Here is an 18149-nt window from a genome sequence, read left to right as displayed (position 1 = left end):
GGCATGGCGAAGAAGTCGAAGAAGCAGCAACAGGCGGGCGGCACCCCCGCGACGGTGGCCCTCGCGGCGGCGGGCACGGCCTACACGGTCCACGCCTACGACCACGACCCCGCGCACCCCAGCTACGGCGAGGAGGCGGCCGAGGCGACGGGCGTCTCCCCGGACCGTGTCTTCAAGACCCTGGTCGCGGACGTCGACGGCACCCTGACGGTCGCGGTGGTCCCGGTGGCGGGCCAGCTGGACCTGAAGGCCCTCGCCGCGGCGGTCGGCGGCAAGCGCGCCTCGATGGCCGACCCGACCCTGGCGGAACGCACGACCGGCTATGTCCGGGGCGGCATCTCGCCCCTCGGCCAGCGCAAGAAGCTGCCGACGGTCCTCGACGCCTCGGCGTCGGCGCACGCGACGATCTGCGTGTCGGCGGGCAGGAGGGGCCTGGAGGTGGAGCTCGCCCCGGAGGACCTGCGCAAGCTGACGGAGGCGGTGCTCGCTCCTATCGGCCGCTAGGGGCGGGCGATTCCGCAGACGGCCCGGCCGCGAACTCGGGCTCCGGGTCCCGGGGCCCGAACAGCCCCATGAGCCCGAGATGCAGCACCAGCGCGGCCAGTGGCCAGGCCAGCAGCGCCCCCTTCGCGCCCAGCTTCAACGGCGCGGAGAACGTCACCCCCCGGCCCACTTCCCGTGCCTGCGCGATCACGTCCTGCTCGGGTCCGAGCCACACGCCGATCCGCCAGGCGAGCAACGAACCGAGCAGCCCGCCGAGGGCGAGCCCCACCACGAGCGGCACGCCCCCGCGCCGCCGCAGCAGAAAGACGACCAGCGCGCTCACGACGCCGAAGCCCAGCCCGAGCAGCGTGAACGTGCCGTCGACCCCGATGGCCTGCTCGCCCTCGGTGTCCTTGAAGTAGACGACCCAGTTCTTCTCCACCACGTTACCGACCAGCGGCACGTGCGGCGCGAGCCACCACCACAGCACTCCGAGCAGCACCCCGCCGAGCGCCACGGCCACCGCGATCACGGCGGCCTCCCGCAGTTCCGTCTTCATCCCGGGGCCGTCCTGTCCGTACCAGCCGTGCCCGGCGTACCCGGCGTGCTGCGACCCGGGAGCCTGCGGCCCGGCGGCCGGCGGCTGCCACGGACCCTGTGCGGAATGGTCGTGCGGCGGCGGGGGCGGAGTCAGTGGTGCGGTCACCCTGCCATCGTGCCAGGCCCGCTTGTGTGCCGCGTCACCGGACGACCCCTGCGTGCTCACCGCACGGCCGCCCGACGGTAGGCCCACGTCGCCACGGCCAGCGAGACGACGCCCACGACCGCGCACACGGCGAGGTCACCGAGGACGAACGCCCAGTCGGGGCGCGGCCCGAACGTCCGCGCGAAGGCCTCGACGCCGTACGTCGAGGGCAGCAGGTCCCGGGTGAAGCGCACGACCTCCGGCATCCGGTCCGCGGGCAGCACGCCCAGCAGCAGCGCCGCAGACATGCCCAGCTGCCCGAGCAGCGTGGCCAGCTCCGGCCGGGGCGCGAGCAGCCCCAGCGCCGCCCCGAGCCCGGCGAGCGCCGCACCCGCGAGCGGGATCACGGCCAGGAGGATCCACAGATGGGCCATCGGCAGCCCGAACAGCACGCAGCCGAAGACGGCCGTCACGACGGTCCCGGGCACCGTGAACGAGGCGTACGCGCCCGCCGCGCCCAGCACCACGGCCGCCGGCGGCACCGGCAGCGTCGCGTAGTGGTCGAGTCCGCCGCTGGCCCGCAGCTGCCCGAAGTACTGCGCGAGCAGGTTCAGCGCGACAAAGGCGACCACCAGGACCGACGACCCGGCGACGACGGCCTGCGCCTCCGCCCCGTCGTCCACGACCCCGCGCATCAGGATCATGATCCCGATCGACTGGAAGGTCGCCACGAACAGCAGCGGGATCCGCGCCACCCTCGCCCGCGACAGCTGGGCCCGGTACACGGCCGCCAGCGACGGCCACAGCCGCGCCCGGGGTCCGAGCTCGGCCGCGCACACGGCGGGCTCGTCCACGGCCAGGGCACTGCCCGGCAGGACATCGGCGGGTACGACACTCACGTCGCGCTGCTCCCCTTCGCTCGGGTCCACTGCGGCAGTCGCCTGTTCGATACGGATGCGGCGGCCGGTGTGCTCACACCTTCACCAGCCCCTGCTGCACGGCACCGCCGAGGGCCAGGTACACGTCCTCCAGGCTCGGCGTGGCCAGCGTGAAGTCGTCCAGGGCGGCGAAGGCGGCCCCGCCGGTGACGGTCGCGACGACCGCCCGGGCCTCCTCGGGCCCGAGCCGCAGCGTCCAGCGGCGGCCCGACTCCACGGCACGGTCCCGCAGCGCGGCCACCTCGGGCACGTGCAACGGAGGCACGTCCCGCCACACCAGGTCGACGCGCACCTCACCGGCGACCTGCTCCTTGAGCCCGGCGGGGGTGTCGCAGGCGATGACGCGGCCCCGGTCGAGGACGGCCACCCGGTCCAGCACGGTCTCGGCCTCGATGACGTTGTGGGTGACGAGCAGCACGGTCGTCCCGCGCTCGGCCCGCCGCCGGTCGACGGCGGACCACACGGCCCGGCGCGCCACCGGGTCCATGCCGGTGGTCGGCTCGTCCAGCACGAGCAGCGGCCGCTCCCCCACCAGGGCCGCGGCGAAGCACGCCAGGCGCCGCTGGCCGCCGGAGAGCTTCTTCAGCGGCCGCCCGGCCAGCGGCGTGAGTCCCAGCTCGTCGAGGACGGCGTCCCGTTCGGCCCGCGCCCGCCGTATGTCCAGGCCGCGCAACCGCCCGGTGGTCTCGGCGGCGAGGGAGACGGTGAGCTCGTCCAGGGCGGTCGACTCCTGCCCGAGGTAGGCGAGGATCCGCGCGGCCCGTTCGGGGTGGCGCACGATGTCGTGGCCGAGGATCTCCACGCTGCCCCGGTCGGGCCGCATCAGCCCGGTCAGCTGGCGTACGAGGGTGGACTTGCCGGCGCCGTTCGGACCGAGCAGGCCGAAGATCTCGCCGCGGCGGATGTCCAGCGTCACGTCGTCCGTGGCGCGGACCTCGGGTGTTGCGGGGGCGCCACGCCGGGCCCGTACCGCCGGATAGGTCTTGGTCAGCCCGCGGACCGCGCACACGACGTCACCATCGTGCCGAAATGCCTGTGCCGCGCGCTTACTCACAAAGGACGAGCCTACGGGGTCGGCGACCCCGGTCCGCTCTCGGGTCGGTCCGCACGGGAAATCCGCCGGCAAAGATCTCAGGCGTCGACGGGCGGGTGCTCCGCGCCCGTGCGCACGCTGATCTCCCGCCAGAACCCGGCCCGGATGGCGTACCGGTCCCGTTCGTCGATCTGGTCGTCCTTGTGGGCGAGCAGGCCGAAACGGGCGGCGTAGCGCAGCAGCTCCCCGTCGACGCGGTGCGGGATGCGCGGATACATCCCGGACAGTTTCTGAAGGTGGCTCTGGTCGCCGAGGCGCTCCACCCAGCGCCGGGCGAAGACCTGCCCCACCTCGTAGGGGTCGCCGCCGACGGTCGTGATGTCCTCCTCGCGGTCGGCCCACCGCTGCTCGGCCGTGGTCAGCTGGGCGAGTGTCGGCATCGAGGCGGCCTCGGGGGGCTCGGCCGTGGGCCGGTCGACCCAGCCCTTGTCGGAGGACCACCGGAGGGTGGCGGAGGCGGGGGGCTGGGCGGGCTGGGGGCCGGGGGCGCGCAGGGCGGCGAGGTCTTTGGGTGTGGGGACGCCTTTGGCGGCGGGCAGCCGCTCCTCGGTGCCGTTCCGCCCGGTGCCGGCCGCCGGGTGCCGGGGCTGCGGGGCGGGCCGTTCGGTCGCGGCGCCGAGGGCGGACTCGGGCAGCGGCGCGGAGAGGATCGCGGCGATCTCGGGGCGGGGCGCGGGCTGGGGTGCGCACACCCCGGAGTAGTCCTTGGCACGCACGGCCTTGGTGATCCACGTACGGTCCAGGACGCGCCGCTCGTCGGCCTCGGCGACCAGGTCCTCGGACTGGTTGTAGTCGCCGTCGGCGGCCTGGACGGCCCACAGGTGGACGGCGACGCCGTGCTCCTTGGCGGCCATCATGCCGGGCAGCAGATCGCCGTCGCCGGTGACGAGGACGACGTCGGAGCAGGCGCGGTTGCGGGCCAGTTCGGTGAGCTCGGCGTGCATCGCGGCGTCCACGCCCTTCTGCGCCCAGCGGCCGTCGCTGCGGGTCAGCGCGCCGAGCCGGACGGTGACCCGGGGCATCACGCGCAGCCTTCGGTGCTCGGGCTGCGGAACGCGGTCGGGGGCGCCGTCGAACCAGTAGATGCGCAGCAGCGGCTGCTGCGTGTCGGATTCGGCACGCTCGCGCAGCCCCTGGACGAGGGCGGTGTGGTCGACGGTGATGCGGGACCGTGAGGGCTCCCCGGCGAGGAGACTCGCCGCGGCTCCCAGCAGATACCCAGCGTCCACCAGGACGATGCAGCGGTCCACGCGACTCACCCTCTTCCCAGGCGGTTTGCTTCGGGCTTGCTTCGAGTCTGCCCGACGGCGCGGAGGTTAACGGCCCGAACTCGATCTTCGGCGTGGCGTTTCGGCACATCGCCCGGCGACCACCCCTGTCACGCACGGTAATTGTCCGACATGCGATCGTTGTCGGCCTGTGTGAATCTGGTCCCGGCCCTGGCCCCTAGTCCCCCTCAGGAGGCATCACCATGGCCAAGAACAAGAACCGTGACCGTAAGCAGCAGCGTCCGACCGAGCGTGGCCAGCGGGCCGACCGCAGCCCCGCCTCGCAGACGGAGCCCCAGCCCGAGGTCGAGGTGACCCCCGGCGAGATGGCGTCCGGCAAGCGAAAGCGCAGCTTCGGCCACAACTGACATCCGCGTGACGGGCTGTTGAGCTCACGCACCTGCACGAGGGGCGTACCCGATGCCGGGTACGCCCCTCAAGCGCATCGAGAGCCCCGCGTCAGCCGGCCAGGCAGGACGGCCCGAGCAGCACCTTCAAGTCGCCGAAGAGCGCCGGGTCGGGCTTCACCCGGTGCCGGTCCAGCCGCAGCACGGTCGTCTTGGTCGGCCCCTGGAGCTTGATCCGGACCTCGCTGTCGCCCTTGTGGTGACTGAGGACTTCTCCGAGGCGGCTGACCAGCGGCGGGGTGACCCGGGTGGCCGGGATGGTGAGGACCACGGGCGCGTTGGTGCCCGCGTTGGACAGGTCCGGGACCATCAGCTCCATCGCGACGAGCCGCGGGATGTCCTCGCGCTTGTCGAGGCGGCCCTTGACGAACACCACGGCGTCCTCGACGAGTTGCGTCGAGACGAGCTGGTAGGTCGCGGGGAAGAACATGCACTCGATCGAGCCGGCGAGGTCCTCGACGGTGGCGATGGCCCAGGCGTTGCCCTGCTTGGTCATCTTGCGCTGCAGGCCCGAGATGATGCCGCCGATGGTGACGACCGCGCCGTCGGAGTGCTCGCCGCCGGTCAGCTGGGAGATACCGGCGTCGGCCTTGTCGGACAGGATGTGCTCCAGACCGAACAGCGGGTGGTCGGAGACGTACAGGCCGAGCATCTCCCGCTCCTGGGCGAGCAGATAGGTCTTGTCCCACTCGTCGGTGGAGAACTCCACGTCGAGCCCGAAGCCCGGCTCGCTGGTCTCGGCCTCGCCCATGCCGCCGAAGAGGTCGAACTGTCCCTCGGCCTCCTTGCGCTTGACCGCGACCACGTTGTCGATCATCGGCTCGTAGTGCGCGGTGAGGCCCTTGCGGGTGTGGCCCATCGCGTCGAAGGCGCCGGCCTTGATCAGCGATTCGGTGGTGCGCTTGTTGCAGACCACCGCCTCCACCTTGTCGAGGTAGTCCGGGAAGGAGACGTACTTCCCCTTGGCCTTGCGGCACCTGATGATCGACTCGACCACGTTCGTACCGACGTTGCGGACGGCGGACAGGCCGAAGAGGATCACGTCGTCGCCCTGGGCGGCGAAGTTGGACATCGACTCGTTGACGTCCGGCGGGAGCACCTTGATGCCCATGCGACGGCACTCGTTGAGGTAGACGGCCGACTTGTCCTTGTCGTCCTTCACGGACGTGAGCAGCGCGGCCATGTACTCGGCGGGGTGGTTCGCCTTCAGGTACGCGGTCCAGTAGGAGACGAGTCCGTAGGCGGCGGAGTGCGCCTTGTTGAACGCGTAGCCGGCGAAGGGGACCAGCACGTCCCACAGGGCCTGGATGGCTTCGTCGCTGAAGCCCTTCTTGCGGGCACCCTCCTGGAAGAGGACGAAGTTCTTCGCCAGTTCCTCGGGCTTCTTCTTGCCCATCACGCGGCGGAGGATGTCGGCCTCGCCGAGCGAGTAGCCGGCGATGATCTGGGCGGCCTTCTGCACCTGCTCCTGGTAGACGATCAGGCCGTGGGTGACGTCCAGGACCTCCCTGAGCGGCTCCTCCAGCTCGGGGTGGATGGGCGTGATCTCCTGCTGCCCGTTCTTGCGCAGCGCGTAGTTCGTGTGGGAGTTCATGCCCATGGGGCCCGGGCGGTACAGGGCCGACACGGCGGAGATGTCTTCGAAGTTGTCCGGCTTCATCAGCCGGAGCAGGGAGCGCATGGGACCGCCGTCGAACTGGAAGACGCCGAGGGTGTCGCCGCGCTGGAGCAGTTCGAAGGTCGTGGGGTCGTCGAGCGGGAGGCTCAGGAGATCGATGTCGATCCCCTTGTTGGACTTCACCATCTTGACGGCGTCGTCCATGATCGTCAGGTTGCGCAGGCCCAGGAAGTCCATCTTCAGCAGGCCGAGCGACTCGCAGCTCGGGTAGTCCCACTGGGTGATGGTGACCTTGTCCGTGTGCCGGACCCAGACGGGCACGTGGTCGGTGATGGTCTCGCTGGACATGATCACGCCGGCGGCGTGCACGCCCATCTGCCGGACCAGGCCCTCGACGCCCTTGGCGGTGTCGATGACCTTCTTCACGTCCGGCTCGTTCTCGTACATCGCCCGGACCTCGCCCGCCTCCGAGTAGCGGGGGTGCTCGGGGTTGGTGATGCCGTCCAGGTTGATGCCCTTGCCGAGGACGTCGGCGGGCATGGCCTTGGTGATGCGGTCGCCCATCGCGTACGGGTAGCCCAGCACGCGCGCGGAGTCCTTGATCGCGTTCTTGGCCTTGATGGTGCCGTACGTGCCGATCATGGCGACCTTGTCGGCGCCGTACTTCTCCGTCACGTAGCGGATCACCTCGACGCGCCGGCGCTCGTCGAAGTCGATGTCGACATCGGGCATGGAGATGCGCTCGGGGTTGAGGAACCGCTCGAAGATCAGGCCGTGCGGGATGGGGTCGAGGTCGGTGATGCCGAGGGCGTAGGCGACGATCGAGCCGGCCGCCGAGCCTCGGCCGGGGCCGACCGCGATGCCCTGCTTCTTGGCCCACATGATGAAGTCGGCGACCACGAGGAAGTAGCCCGGGAAGCCCATCGAGATGATGGTGTCCATCTCGTACTCGACCTGCTTCATGCGGTCGTCCGGGATGCCGTCCGGGAAGCGGCGGTGCATGCCGCGCAGGGTTTCCTCGCGGAACCAGCTGACCTCGGTGTAGCCCTCGGGGATGTCGAACTTGGGCATGAGGTCGCGCTTTTGGAACATGCCCGTGGTGTCGACCATCTCGGCGATCAGACGGGTGTTGGCGCAGCCCTCCTGCCAGGCGTCCGAGGAGTCGATGGCGTACATCTCGTCCGTGGACTTCAGGTAGTAGCCGGTGCCGTCGAACTTGAAGCGGTCCGGGTCGGAGAGGTTCTTGCCGGTCTGGATGCACAGCAGCGCGTCGTGGGCGGTCGCCTCGTGCGCGTACGTGTAGTGCGAGTCGTTGGTGACCAGCGGGGGGATGCCGAGCTTCTTGCCGATCTCCAGCAGGCCGTCGCGGACCCGGTGCTCGATCTCGATGCCGTGGTCCATCAGCTCCAGGAAGTAGCGGTCCTTGCCGAAGATGTCCTGGTAGTCGGCGGCGGCCTTCAGTGCCTCGTCGAAGTGGCCGAGGCGCAGCCGGGTCTGGACCTCGCCGGAGGGGCAGCCGGTGGAGGCGACGATCCCCTCGGACCACTGGGCGATGGTCTCCTTGTCCATCCGGGGCCACTTCTGCAGCCAGCCCTCGGCGTACGCGTCGGAGGACAGCCGGAAGAGGTTGTGCAGGCCGGTCGAGTTCACCGCCCACATCGTCTTGTGGGTGTAACCACCGGAACCGGAGACGTCGTCCCGCTTCTGGTGCGGCTGGCCCCACTGGATCTTGCGCTTGTTGCGGCGGGACTCGGGCGCGACATAGGCCTCGATCCCGATGATCGGGGTCACTCCGGACTTCTGGGCGGTGTGGAAGAAGTCGTACGCCCCGTGGAGGTTGCCGTGGTCGGACATGGCGATGTGCGTCATGCCCATCTCGTTGCAGGCGTTGAACATGTCCTTCAGCCGCGCGGCACCGTCCAGCAGCGAGTACTGGGTGTGGACGTGCAGGTGCGTGAACGGCGGCTTTGACACGGCTGCGGCCTCCAGGTGAGTGAGTGCGGCGCGAAGCGCCTCGTCGGGGGGGGTGGTGGTCGGGTGACGGGTGGGCGTCGGTCGAAGGGGGTCCGGCAGGCTGCGGACAGTCCGGGGGACAGCGTCGAAGTCTATGCCTCGGCACCGGCACCCGCAGGCCTGACCCGCTACCTTCGGGCGAGGGTTCGCGGGCACTCCCGCGGGCCGCCGCACGTTAGGCCCAGGGCGGACCTGCCGCCCTGAGACGTTCGCACCAGGAGGCACCCAGCGATGTCGTTCCCGCAGCTCGACGGCGAGCACCGCGGTGAGGAGATCCTCGCCGTCTTCGACACCGCCTTCGGCCAGCTGCTGGCCGCCGACCCCGCCGCGTTCCGCGTGAAGTTCCGGAAGATGGCGGCCTCGGCCTTCGCCTTCTACCGGGGTACGGCGTGCCTCTTCTACCACGACATGGACGAGGAGGCCGCCGGGCGGGACGGCGGGAAGACGCTCGGTGGTCCCTACCTGGACGAGCGCACGTCCCGCGTGTGGATCCACGGCGATCTGCACGCGGAGAACTTCGGCACGTACATGGACGCCAACGGCCGCCTGATCTTCAACGTCAACGACTTCGACGAAGCCTACGTCGGCCCCTTCACCTGGGACCTGAAGCGCTTCGCCGCCTCCATCGCGCTGATCGGGTACGCGAAGGCGCTGAGCGACGAGCAGATCACCGAGCTGGTGACGATCTACGCGGTGGCGTACCGCGAGCGGATCCGCGCCCTGGCGACGGGCGCGAAGAGCGACGAGGTGCCGCCGTTCACGCTGGACACGGCCGAGGGCCCGCTGCTGGACGCGCTGCGTGACGCCCGCTCCCTGACCCGCTTCGGCCTGCTGGACTCGATGACGGAGATCCGCGACTTCGAACGCCGCTTCGCGGCGGGCGGCGGCTCCGTCGAGCTGGACGCGGCCACACGCTACAAGGTCCTCGCCGCTTTCGACGGCTACCTGGAGACGCTGCCGGACAGCTCGCTGGCCCGCCCGGACTCCTACCGCGTGAAGGACGTCGTCGGCCGGCGCGGCATCGGCATCGGCTCGGCGGGGCTGCCGTCGTACAACATCCTGCTGGAGGGGCACAGCGACGCCCTGGAGAACGATGTCGTGATCTACATCAAGCAGGCCCAGACCCCGGCCGTCTCCCGGCACATCACGGACCGGGCGATCGCCGACTACTTCCAGCACGAGGGGCACCGCACGGTCATCTCCCAGCGCGCCCTCCAGGCGCACGCCGACCCGTGGCTGGGCTGGACCGAGCTGGACGGCGCGGGCCAGCTGGTCGCCGAGGTCTCGCCGTACGCCGTGGACCTCGACTGGGGTGACATCGACGACCCCGAGGAGATCGCCCAGGTGGTGGCCGACCTCGGCCGGGCGACGGCCACGATGCACTCGGCGGCGGACGACCAGTCCGGCGAGTCCCTGGTGCCGTTCTCCACGGAGCGGGCCATCGACGCGGCGATCGCGGCCGACGAGGAGGGCTTCGCCCCCCTCCTGGTCGACTTCGCGCACCGCTACGGCGCACGCGCGCGTGCCGACCACCAGACCTTCGTGGACCTGTTCCGCAACGGACGGATTCCGGGCCTGTGACGGAAAGGCCTCTCACAGGCATCCTTTAGGGGTCCCTTACAGGCCCCCATGACAGACTCCTTTCGCTATGGACATATCCGGGATCCAGCTCAGAGCCGTACGCGCGGCGCTGTTCACGGCCGTGGTCGTGACGCTCAGCACCGCGTCGCACGTGCTGCTGTCCCGGGCCCCGCTGCCGGTGGGCACGGTGGCCGCGGTCGCCGCCGCCGTGTTCGTGATCGCGTTCGCCCTGGCGGGCGGCGAGCGCTCCTTCGGGAGGATCGCGGCCCTGCTGATCCCGCTGGAACTGGCCGCCGACACGGTCTTCACCACCGGTCAGCACGCCTGTTACGGCCGGGCGGGCGGCCCGGTCGCCGGCCCCCTGCGCTCGGTCGGCCTGGACGTGCTCTGCGGCGGCGGTGAGATCGGCACACCCCTGGCCCGGATGGCAGGGGCCACCGGCACCGACCGGCTCGCGGCCGCGGTGGTCCATGCCGACCCGGCCACCGCCTGGCTGCTGCTCGGCGCGCACCTCGGCGTCGGGCTCCTCGCGGCCGTCTGGCTGCGCCGCGGTGAGCGGGCCCTGGCTCAGCTGCTGCGGGCGGTGACGGCGACCACGTTCCGGCCGCTGCTGCTGGCGGCCGCCGCGGTCGCGGTGGAACGGGCCCCGGCCGGGCGGCGCCTGCCGGCGCGGGCGGCCGACCGCACGCCCACCACCCGTGACCGGATCCTCGCGCACTCCCTGGGACGGCGTGGACCGCCGTGCTCACCCGTCTCGGCATGAGGCACTTTCGAGCACCGGCAGTCCCCCTTACGTATTCCGCACACGCAGGTGTGCGCGTCCCCCACGGAGAACATCACCATGAGCAAGCGGAACAGCCAGGCGGCGAAGACGGCGGCCCGCGAGCGGCTGCGCGTCGAGCGTGAGCGCGAGGCCAAGCGCGCGAAGGTCAAGCGGCAGGTCATCGTCGCCTGCTCCATCGTCGGCGTCCTCGCGATAGCCGGCGGTATCGGCTACGCCGTCGTCCAGGCCAACAAGCCCGACGACTGGGAGGCCGCAAAGAGCGCCAAGCTCGTGAAGCCGGCCAACACGTCGGGCAAGGACGGCACGACGGTCGTCATCGGCCAGGACAGCGCCAAGAAGACCCTCGTCATGTACGAGGACCCGCGTTGCCCGGCATGCGCCCAGTTCGAGCAGACCCTCGGCTCGACGATCCACAAGGACGTCGAGGACGGCAAGTACAAGCTCCAGTACGTCGGCGCGACCTTCATCGACGGCAACGTCCCCGGCGAGGGTTCCAAGAACGCCCTGAGTGCCCTGGGTGCTGCCCTGAACGTGAGCACCGAGGCGTTCCTCGACTACAAGACAGCGCTCTACTCGGCGAAGTACCACCCCCAGGAGACGGACGACAAGTTCAAGGACGACGACTATCTGATCAAGGTGGCGAACACGGTCGATGCCCTCAAGGGCAACAAGACGTTCCAGAAGGCCGTGAAGGACGGCACCTACGACAAGTGGGCCCTGCTGATGGCCGACAAGTTCGACGCGGACGGCAAGAAGTACGACTTCAGTGGTACGCCGACGCTGCTCATGGACGGCAAGAAGGTCACCGGCAGCGACGGTCAGAGCGCCCCCGGGACGCCAGCGGACTACGCGAAGGCGATCGACGCAGCGCTCAAGGGCTAGTCCCTTCGTCGCGGTGACCACCCCGGCGCCACCGGAGGTGGTCACCCGCCGCGCCTCAACGCGGTGACCAGACGAGGGATCTCCTTGCCGGAGCGGCCGCAGTCATCTTCGCTGCCGGCCCTGCTGCCGCGGGGACGGACGTATACGTCGTCCAACGGCTCCCACGCCGTGCCTGGGATGACGCCGACGGCGCCGGCAACTCATGCGCCCCAACCGCCCGGTCCATCGGCGAGGGCAACGGCGTGACCGTCGAAATCCGCATCCGGAACGGCGCGCACGGCGACATGGAGTACTGCGCTTCCAAGAACGGCAAGGCGTAATGCCGAGCGGGCCCGGCATCCGGAGCCTGAAGGAGCGGGCGAACTTCACGAGTTCGCCCGCTCCGGCGCGTACCGCTCAGTAACCTGATCGGTCGTGACCAGTCGATACAGATCATCGAAAACGTCAGAGGGCGTCAACTCCCTCACACCACGCCGCCGTACGGTCGTCAAGGCCGCGGCGGCGACCGCTGTCCTGGCCGGGCCGCTGGCGGCGAACCTGCCGGCGCGCGCCGTGGACCAGGCACCCGCCTTCCTGCACGGCGTGGCCTCCGGGGACCCGCTGCCGGACGGCATCCTGCTGTGGACCCGCGTCACCCCGGTGCCGGAGGCGATACCCGGTTCCGGAGTCGGCCCGGACACCGAAGTGAGCTGGGTCGTCGCCGAGGACAAGGCGTTCACCACCGTCGTCGCCAAGGGCTCGACCACCGCCACGGCGGCCTCCGACCACACCGTGAAGGCCGACATCCGCGGCCTGAAGCCGGGCACCGACTACTGGTTCCGCTTCTCCGCCGGCGGCACCGACTCCCCCGCCGCGCGCACCCGCACCGCCCCGGCGCACGACGCGGCCGTCCCGGGCCTGCGCTTCGGCGTGGTCTCCTGCGCCAACTGGGAGGCCGGCTGGTTCTCCTCGTACCGTCATCTCGCGGCCCGCGGCGATCTGGACGCCTGGCTGCACCTCGGCGACTACATCTACGAGTACGGCACCGGCGAGTACGGCACCCGCGACAAGGTCGTCCGCCCGCACGCCCCCGCCCACGAGATCGTCACACTCGCCGACTACCGCACCCGGCACGGGCGGTACAAGAGCGACCCGGACCTCCAGGCCCTGCACGCAACGGCTCCGGTCGTGGCGATCTGGGACGACCACGAGTTCGCCAACGACGCCTGGTCGGGCGGCGCGGAGAACCACACGGAGGGCGCGGAGGGTGCCTGGTCCGCCCGCCAGGCCGCCGCCAAGCAGGCCTACTTCGAGTGGATGCCGGTGCGCCCGGCGATCGAGGGCACCACCTACCGCCGACTGCGCTTCGGCAAGCTGGCCGACCTCTCGCTGCTGGACCTGCGCTCCTTCCGCTCGCAGCAGGTCAAGGTCGGCAACGGCGACGTCGACGACCCGGACCGCACGCTCACCGGCCGCGCCCAGCTCGACTGGCTCAAGGCGGGGCTGAAGTCGTCCGACACCACTTGGCGGCTGGTCGGCAACTCGGTGATGATCTCGCCGTTCGCCATCGGCTCGCTCTCCGCCGACCTGCTGAAGCCGCTGGCCGAGCTGCTGGGCCTGCCGCAGGAGGGCCTGGCCCTCAACACCGACCAGTGGGACGGCTACACGGACGACCGCCGCGAGATCCTGGCGCACCTGCGGACGAACGCGATCCGCAACACGGTCTTCCTCACCGGCGACATCCACATGGCCTGGGCCAACGACGTGCCGGTGAACGCCGGCACGTATCCGCTGTCCCCGTCGGCCGCCACGGAGTTCGTCGTCACCTCGGTCACCTCGGACAACCTCGACGACATCGTGAAGGTCCCCGAGGGCACGGTCTCGGCGGTCGCCTCCCCCGTCATCCGCGCCGCCAACCGGCACGTCCACTGGGTCGACACCGACCGGCACGGCTTCGGCGTCCTGGACATCACGGCCGAGCGGGCGCAGATGGACTTCTACGTCGTCTCTGACCGCACGCAGCGCGACGCGACCGCCAAGTGGTCCCGGTCGTACCGCACCCGCAGCGGCACGCAGAAGCTCGAGCGCGTCCACGACCCGGTCTGACCGGCCCCTCAGAGGGTTTCGAGGAAGCCGAGTGCCACCCGCCAGGTGGCCTCGGCGGCCTCCTCGTCGTAGTCCGGCAGGTCGGGGTCGGTGTAGAGGTGGCCGGCCCCGGCGTACCGGTACACCTCGACGTCGGCGCCGGTGCGGCCCATCTGGAGGTACCAGGCGCCGAGCCAGTCGTCCGTCTCGAAGGGGTCGGGCTCCGCCACGTGCAGCTGGACGGGCAGGTCCTCCGCCGTGACGTCGGGCGCGATGTCCGACGTGCCGTGCAGGAGGAGCAGTCCGCGCGCCCTGTCGTCGCCGAGGGCGAGCGTCTGCGCGATGGAGGCGCCGAGCGAGAACCCGGCGTACACCAGGCCGCGCTCGGAGTAGGGCGCGGCGGCCAGCACCGCCCGCTTCAGCAGCTCGTCCTTGCCGATCTTCTCCTTGTGCTCCATGCCCTGCTCGACCTCCTCGAAGGTGCGCCCTTCGAAGAGGTCGGGCGTCCACACCTCGTGTCCGGCCGATCGCAGCCGGTCAGCGGCCTGGAGCACCGCGGGCCGCAGTCCGAAGGACGAGTGAAAGAGCATGATGTTCATGAGGCCATGGTGCCAGCCGGGTGTGACGGACCGGCTTCCCGGCACTACCCAGGACGCAACAGAAGTCACATGTTCATGCCCCCCGGGAGCCGGTTAGGTTCGGGGGCATGGAGAACCTGCTACGACCGCTGCTCGTGGTCGGTGGCTCGGTCGTGCTCACGCTGGCGATCGGCTGGGCCACCGACTTCCTGCTGCGCAAGGCCGACGAACGGCATCACGACACCCCGCTGTGGGGGCTGCTCCGCCGTGCCCGCATCCCGTACCAGCTCGTGCTGTGCGCCGCCCTGCTGAGAGGCTCGTACGACGAGGCGCAGCTGCTGCAGAGCCGCGAGGAGGCCGTCGGCCGGGTACTGACCCTGGTGCTGATCGGGTCGGCCGCCTGGCTGATCATCCGGATCGCGGCGGCGATCGTCGAGACGTCCTACAGCAGGTACGCCCATGCCAGGGTCCATCGGGACCCGGCCCGGGTCCGCCGGGTGCGCACCCAGGTGACGCTGATCATGCGGGTCGTGTCCGCGATCGTCGGCGTGGTGGCCGCGGCGAGCATGCTGCTGACCTTCCCGGCGTTCAAGGCGGCCGGTGCCTCGCTGCTGGCCTCGGCCGGCATCCTCGGCATCGTCGCCGGTGTCGCCGCGCAGTCCACGCTGAGCAACATGTTCGCGGGCTTCCAGATCGCCTTCGGCGACATGGTGCGCATCGGCGACACCGTGGTCGTGGACGGCGAGTGGGGCACGGTCGAGGAGATAACGCTGACGTTCCTGACCGTCCGCACGTGGGACGAGCGCCGGATCACCATGCCGGTGTCGTACTTCACGTCCAAGCCGTTCGAGAACTGGTCGCGCGGCACCCCGCAGATGACCGGCATCGTCTTCTGGCACGTCGACCACTCGGCGCCCGTGGAGGCGATGCGCGACAAGCTCCGCGACATCCTGCGCGAGTGCCCGGCCTGGGACGGCCGCGCCTACAACCTGTGCGTCACGGACACCACCCCGAGCACCATGCAGGTGCGGGCCCTGGTGACGGCCAAGGACGCGGACGACATCTGGACGGTGCGGGTCACGGTCCGCGAGGAGATGATCCGCTGGCTGACCCACGAGCATCCCTACGCCCTGCCCCGCGTCAACACGGCGGACGCGGTCCTTCCGCCGTCTGCCGGCAGCAATGGCCACCGCCTGGCCCCGCAGACCGTACCGGCCCAGCAGCGCCGCTACCACGGGAACGGCTCAGGACGGCCGGACCGCTGACGATCGAGACGGGCCTGCGCCCGCACGACATGAGGGAGGGCCGGCCGCGTCGCGGCCGGCCCTCCCTCATGTCGTGCGGGTCAGTGGCCGCGCTCCGCGCCGCCGTTGACCTGGATGATCTGCGAGGTGATGTGCCCGGCGCCCGAGGAGGCCAGCCAGTGCAGGGTCTCGGCGACGTCCCCCGGGGTTCCGGCCCGCCCGTTCGAGGTCTCGGCGATGAGGCGCGCCCGTCGCTCCTCGGCCATCGTGTCCCCGAAGAACCCGGTGTCCTCGATGTACCCGGGCGCGACCACGTTCACGGTGATGCCGCGCGGCCCCAGTTCCCGCGCCAGATCATGGGCATAGGGGTGCAGCCCCGCCTTGGCCGCCGCGTACGCCCCGCTCCCGGATCCCCGGTAGGCGGCGATGGAGCCGAGGAACAGCACCCGGCCGCCGGGCTCGGCGAGCCGTCGCTTCAGCGCCTCGGTGAGCAGGACCGCGGTGAGGGTGTTGAGCCGGAAGTTCACGCTCCAGGTGTGCGCGACGGCCGCGAGCGGATCGTCACCCGGGGCGTCCGGTTCGAGCAGCCCGCTGCCCCCGGCGCTGTGCACGAGCACGTCCACAGCCCCCAACTCCCGTTCGACGAAAGCGGCGACACCGCGCACGTCGTCCGGCTCGGCGAGATCGGCCGTGTACGTCAGTGCGCCGGGCACCCCGGCCTTCTCCAGCACATCGGCCCGCCGCCCGAGCAGCAGCACCCGATCCCCGTCGGCGGCGAACACCCGAGCCGCCGCGAGCCCGATTCCCGTGCCTCCACCGCTGATCACCACGTTGCGTGCCATGCGAACGACCCTACGACGCCCCGGCCTCCCACGGTCAAACCGCGCGAGGGGCGGCATGGCTCACCGCAGGCTGCGGACGTCGAGGTGCCGCAGCACCCGGTCCACCACCTCGGGGTCGGCCCCCGGCTCACTGCGCGCCGCGAGCACCTCGTGCCGCGCCGCACTCAGCATCTCCTGCTGGATGCGCCGGACCCGCTTCACCCGGCGGGTCCCCTCCCGGTACGCCTCGCGCCGCTCGTCCTCCGCCAGTTCGGGACTGATCCGCACCCCGATGTCGTAGGCCCGCCGCAGCATCTGCTCGGACAGTTCCTCCGGCAGTTCCTCGTTCCCCTCGATCTCCCGCAGTCTGCGCTTCGCCGCCTTGGCCGCCCGGATCGCCAGCGCCTTCGCGAACTCCTTCTCCTGGTCCGTGTCGGCCTTGACGCCAAGCCGCCGCACCAGCCACGGCAAGGTGAGTCCCTGGAGCACCAGCGTCGCCATGATCACGCCGAAGGCGATGAAGATGATCTCGTCCCGGCTGGGGAACGGCGCGCCCGTGTCGGTCTCCAGCGGGATCGCCAGCACCAGCGCGACCGAGGCCACCCCGCGCATCCCCGACCACCACATCACCACGGTCTCTCGCCAGCTCACCGGGATGTCCTCGTCGTAGTCCCGCCGCGCGTGCAGCCGCTTGGTCAGCCAGGTGGCCGGCAGCAGCCACAGCAGGCGTGCGAACACCACGACGACCACCACCAGCGCCGCCCACCACAGCAGCTCGCCCCACCGCCCGGAGGCCGTGCGGATGGCGTTGTGCAGCTCCAGCCCGACCAGCCCGAACGCGACGCCGGTGACGAGCGTGTCGACGATGTTCCAGAAGGTGTGCCCGGCCAGCCGCGTCATGACGTCGTCGGCGTCCGAGCCGTACTCCGCGAGGAACAGCGCGGTGGTGAGCACGGCGAGCACGCCCGAACCGTGCAGTTCCTCGGCCATGACGTACGCGGCGTAGGGCACCAGCAGGGTCAGCCCGATCTGCAGGGTCGCGTCGCCGAGCACGTCCATCAGCTTGTTCGCGCCCCAGCCCAGGGCGAGGCCGACGGCCACCGCCACCACGGCCGACAGCACCAGGTCCAGCCCGGCCTTCCAGGGTGAGAACGTCCCGCTGACGGCGGCGGCGATCGCCACGTGGTAGAGGACGATGGCCGTCACGTCGTTGAACAGCCCTTCGCCCTCCAGGATCGACACGAGCCGACGCGGCAGTCCCAGCTGTCCGGCGACGGCGGTCGCCGCGACCGGGTCGGGCGGCGCCACCAGCGCGCCCAGCGCGAACGCCGCCGCGAGCGGCAGCCCCGGCACGATCGCGTCGGCCACGGCGGCCACGCAGGCCATGGTGACGAACACCAGCGCCACGGCCAGCAGGAAGATCGGCCTCTTGTTCGCCGCGAACTGCCGCCAGGACGTGCGCCGCACGGCGGCGTACAACAGGGGCGGCAACAGCAGCGGCAGGATCAGGTCCGGCGGGATCTCGACGTTCGGTACGAACGGGAGCAGCGCGAGAACCATGCCCAGCAGCGTCATCAGCACTGGTGCGGGTACCGCGAACCGATCGCCCACGGGGACACTGATCACGGCCCCGAGCAACAGCACGAACAGCAGGGCCAACTGATCCACGGTCAGCGCTCCGGGAGGTCAA

Annotated in this window: 15 protein-coding genes; 7 read left to right on the top strand and 8 right to left on the bottom strand. The window is 70.8% G+C overall.

Going from position 1 to position 18149, the window contains the following annotated elements; translation table 11 throughout:
• The first annotated feature begins 3 nt into the window (after nt 1-3).
• The gene (gene ybaK / locus ACIQHQ_RS04985) at nt 4-504 is read left to right on the top strand and encodes a Cys-tRNA(Pro) deacylase (RefSeq protein WP_402610140.1); all 501 of its coding nucleotides are present in this window, start codon (nt 4-6) and stop codon (nt 502-504) included.
• Here the strand turns inward: ybaK and ACIQHQ_RS04980 are convergent.
• The 4 genes from ACIQHQ_RS04980 to ACIQHQ_RS04965 form a co-directional block, all read right to left on the bottom strand.
• Nucleotides 491-1189, bottom strand: a complete 699-nt coding sequence (locus ACIQHQ_RS04980) for an AAA family ATPase (RefSeq protein ID WP_402610138.1) — start codon at nt 1187-1189, stop codon at nt 491-493. The genes ybaK and ACIQHQ_RS04980 overlap by 14 nt on opposite strands.
• 56 nt (nt 1190-1245) lie before the next feature.
• A complete protein-coding gene (locus ACIQHQ_RS04975; RefSeq protein ID WP_390990025.1) occupies nt 1246-2067 on the bottom strand; it encodes an ABC transporter permease in 822 nt (273 codons plus the stop codon).
• A gap of 73 nt (nt 2068-2140) precedes the next feature.
• Complete coding sequence (locus ACIQHQ_RS04970; RefSeq protein WP_402610135.1) at nt 2141-3115, bottom strand: ABC transporter ATP-binding protein; 975 nt, start codon at nt 3113-3115, stop codon at nt 2141-2143.
• Nucleotides 3116-3237: 122 nt separating this feature from the next.
• Nucleotides 3238-4449, bottom strand: a complete 1212-nt coding sequence (locus tag ACIQHQ_RS04965) for an NYN domain-containing protein (protein ID WP_402610133.1) — start codon at nt 4447-4449, stop codon at nt 3238-3240.
• A 221-nt stretch (nt 4450-4670) separates the two neighbouring features.
• Here ACIQHQ_RS04965 and ACIQHQ_RS04960 point away from each other — a divergent pair, with 221 nt between their 5' ends.
• Nucleotides 4671-4835: a hypothetical protein gene (locus ACIQHQ_RS04960; RefSeq protein ID WP_283969691.1), complete on the top strand. Its 165-nt coding sequence runs from the start codon at nt 4671-4673 to the stop codon at nt 4833-4835.
• Nucleotides 4836-4926: 91 nt separating this feature from the next.
• Here ACIQHQ_RS04960 and dnaE read toward each other — a convergent pair whose 3' ends face one another.
• A complete protein-coding gene (gene dnaE / locus ACIQHQ_RS04955) occupies nt 4927-8466 on the bottom strand; it encodes a DNA polymerase III subunit alpha (protein ID WP_402610131.1) in 3540 nt (1179 codons plus the stop codon).
• A 270-nt stretch (nt 8467-8736) separates the two neighbouring features.
• Here dnaE and ACIQHQ_RS04950 point away from each other — a divergent pair, with 270 nt between their 5' ends.
• The 4 genes from ACIQHQ_RS04950 to ACIQHQ_RS04935 all read left to right on the top strand — a co-directional run bounded on the left by ACIQHQ_RS04950 (nt 8737) and on the right by ACIQHQ_RS04935 (nt 13837).
• Nucleotides 8737-10086, top strand: a complete 1350-nt coding sequence (locus tag ACIQHQ_RS04950; RefSeq protein WP_402610129.1) for a DUF2252 domain-containing protein — start codon at nt 8737-8739, stop codon at nt 10084-10086.
• A 67-nt stretch (nt 10087-10153) separates the two neighbouring features.
• On the top strand, nt 10154-10849 hold the full coding sequence (locus ACIQHQ_RS04945) for a hypothetical protein (protein ID WP_402610127.1): 696 nt from the start codon (nt 10154-10156) through the stop codon (nt 10847-10849).
• 78 nt (nt 10850-10927) lie between these two features.
• Entirely contained in the window at nt 10928-11752 is an 825-nt protein-coding gene (locus ACIQHQ_RS04940) for a thioredoxin domain-containing protein (protein WP_402610125.1), read from the top strand.
• A gap of 414 nt (nt 11753-12166) precedes the next feature.
• The gene (locus ACIQHQ_RS04935; protein WP_402610123.1) at nt 12167-13837 is read left to right on the top strand and encodes an alkaline phosphatase D family protein; all 1671 of its coding nucleotides are present in this window, start codon (nt 12167-12169) and stop codon (nt 13835-13837) included.
• Between the two features lie 8 nt (nt 13838-13845).
• On the opposite strand, the gene ACIQHQ_RS04930 is transcribed toward ACIQHQ_RS04935, so the two are convergent.
• Nucleotides 13846-14415, bottom strand: coding sequence for a dienelactone hydrolase family protein (locus ACIQHQ_RS04930; RefSeq protein WP_402610121.1), 570 nt, complete (start codon nt 14413-14415; stop codon nt 13846-13848).
• Nucleotides 14416-14522: 107 nt separating this feature from the next.
• On the opposite strand from ACIQHQ_RS04930, the gene ACIQHQ_RS04925 reads away from it, so the two are divergent.
• Nucleotides 14523-15659, top strand: a complete 1137-nt coding sequence (locus ACIQHQ_RS04925; protein ID WP_402610119.1) for a mechanosensitive ion channel family protein — start codon at nt 14523-14525, stop codon at nt 15657-15659.
• An 80-nt stretch (nt 15660-15739) separates the two neighbouring features.
• On the opposite strand, the gene ACIQHQ_RS04920 is transcribed toward ACIQHQ_RS04925, so the two are convergent.
• Nucleotides 15740-16480: an SDR family NAD(P)-dependent oxidoreductase gene (locus ACIQHQ_RS04920; RefSeq protein ID WP_402610117.1), complete on the bottom strand. Its 741-nt coding sequence runs from the start codon at nt 16478-16480 to the stop codon at nt 15740-15742.
• A gap of 60 nt (nt 16481-16540) precedes the next feature.
• Complete coding sequence (locus ACIQHQ_RS04915; RefSeq protein WP_402610115.1) at nt 16541-18127, bottom strand: Na+/H+ antiporter; 1587 nt, start codon at nt 18125-18127, stop codon at nt 16541-16543.
• Nucleotides 18128-18149 lie beyond the last annotated feature (22 nt).

It is taken from the genome of Streptomyces sp. NPDC092370, from assembly GCF_044755265.1.
In the GTDB taxonomy this organism is placed as follows: domain Bacteria; phylum Actinomycetota; class Actinomycetes; order Streptomycetales; family Streptomycetaceae; genus Streptomyces.
The sequence above is the reverse complement of the archived record's forward strand: the minus strand, read 5'-3'. Positions and strand labels throughout refer to the sequence as shown.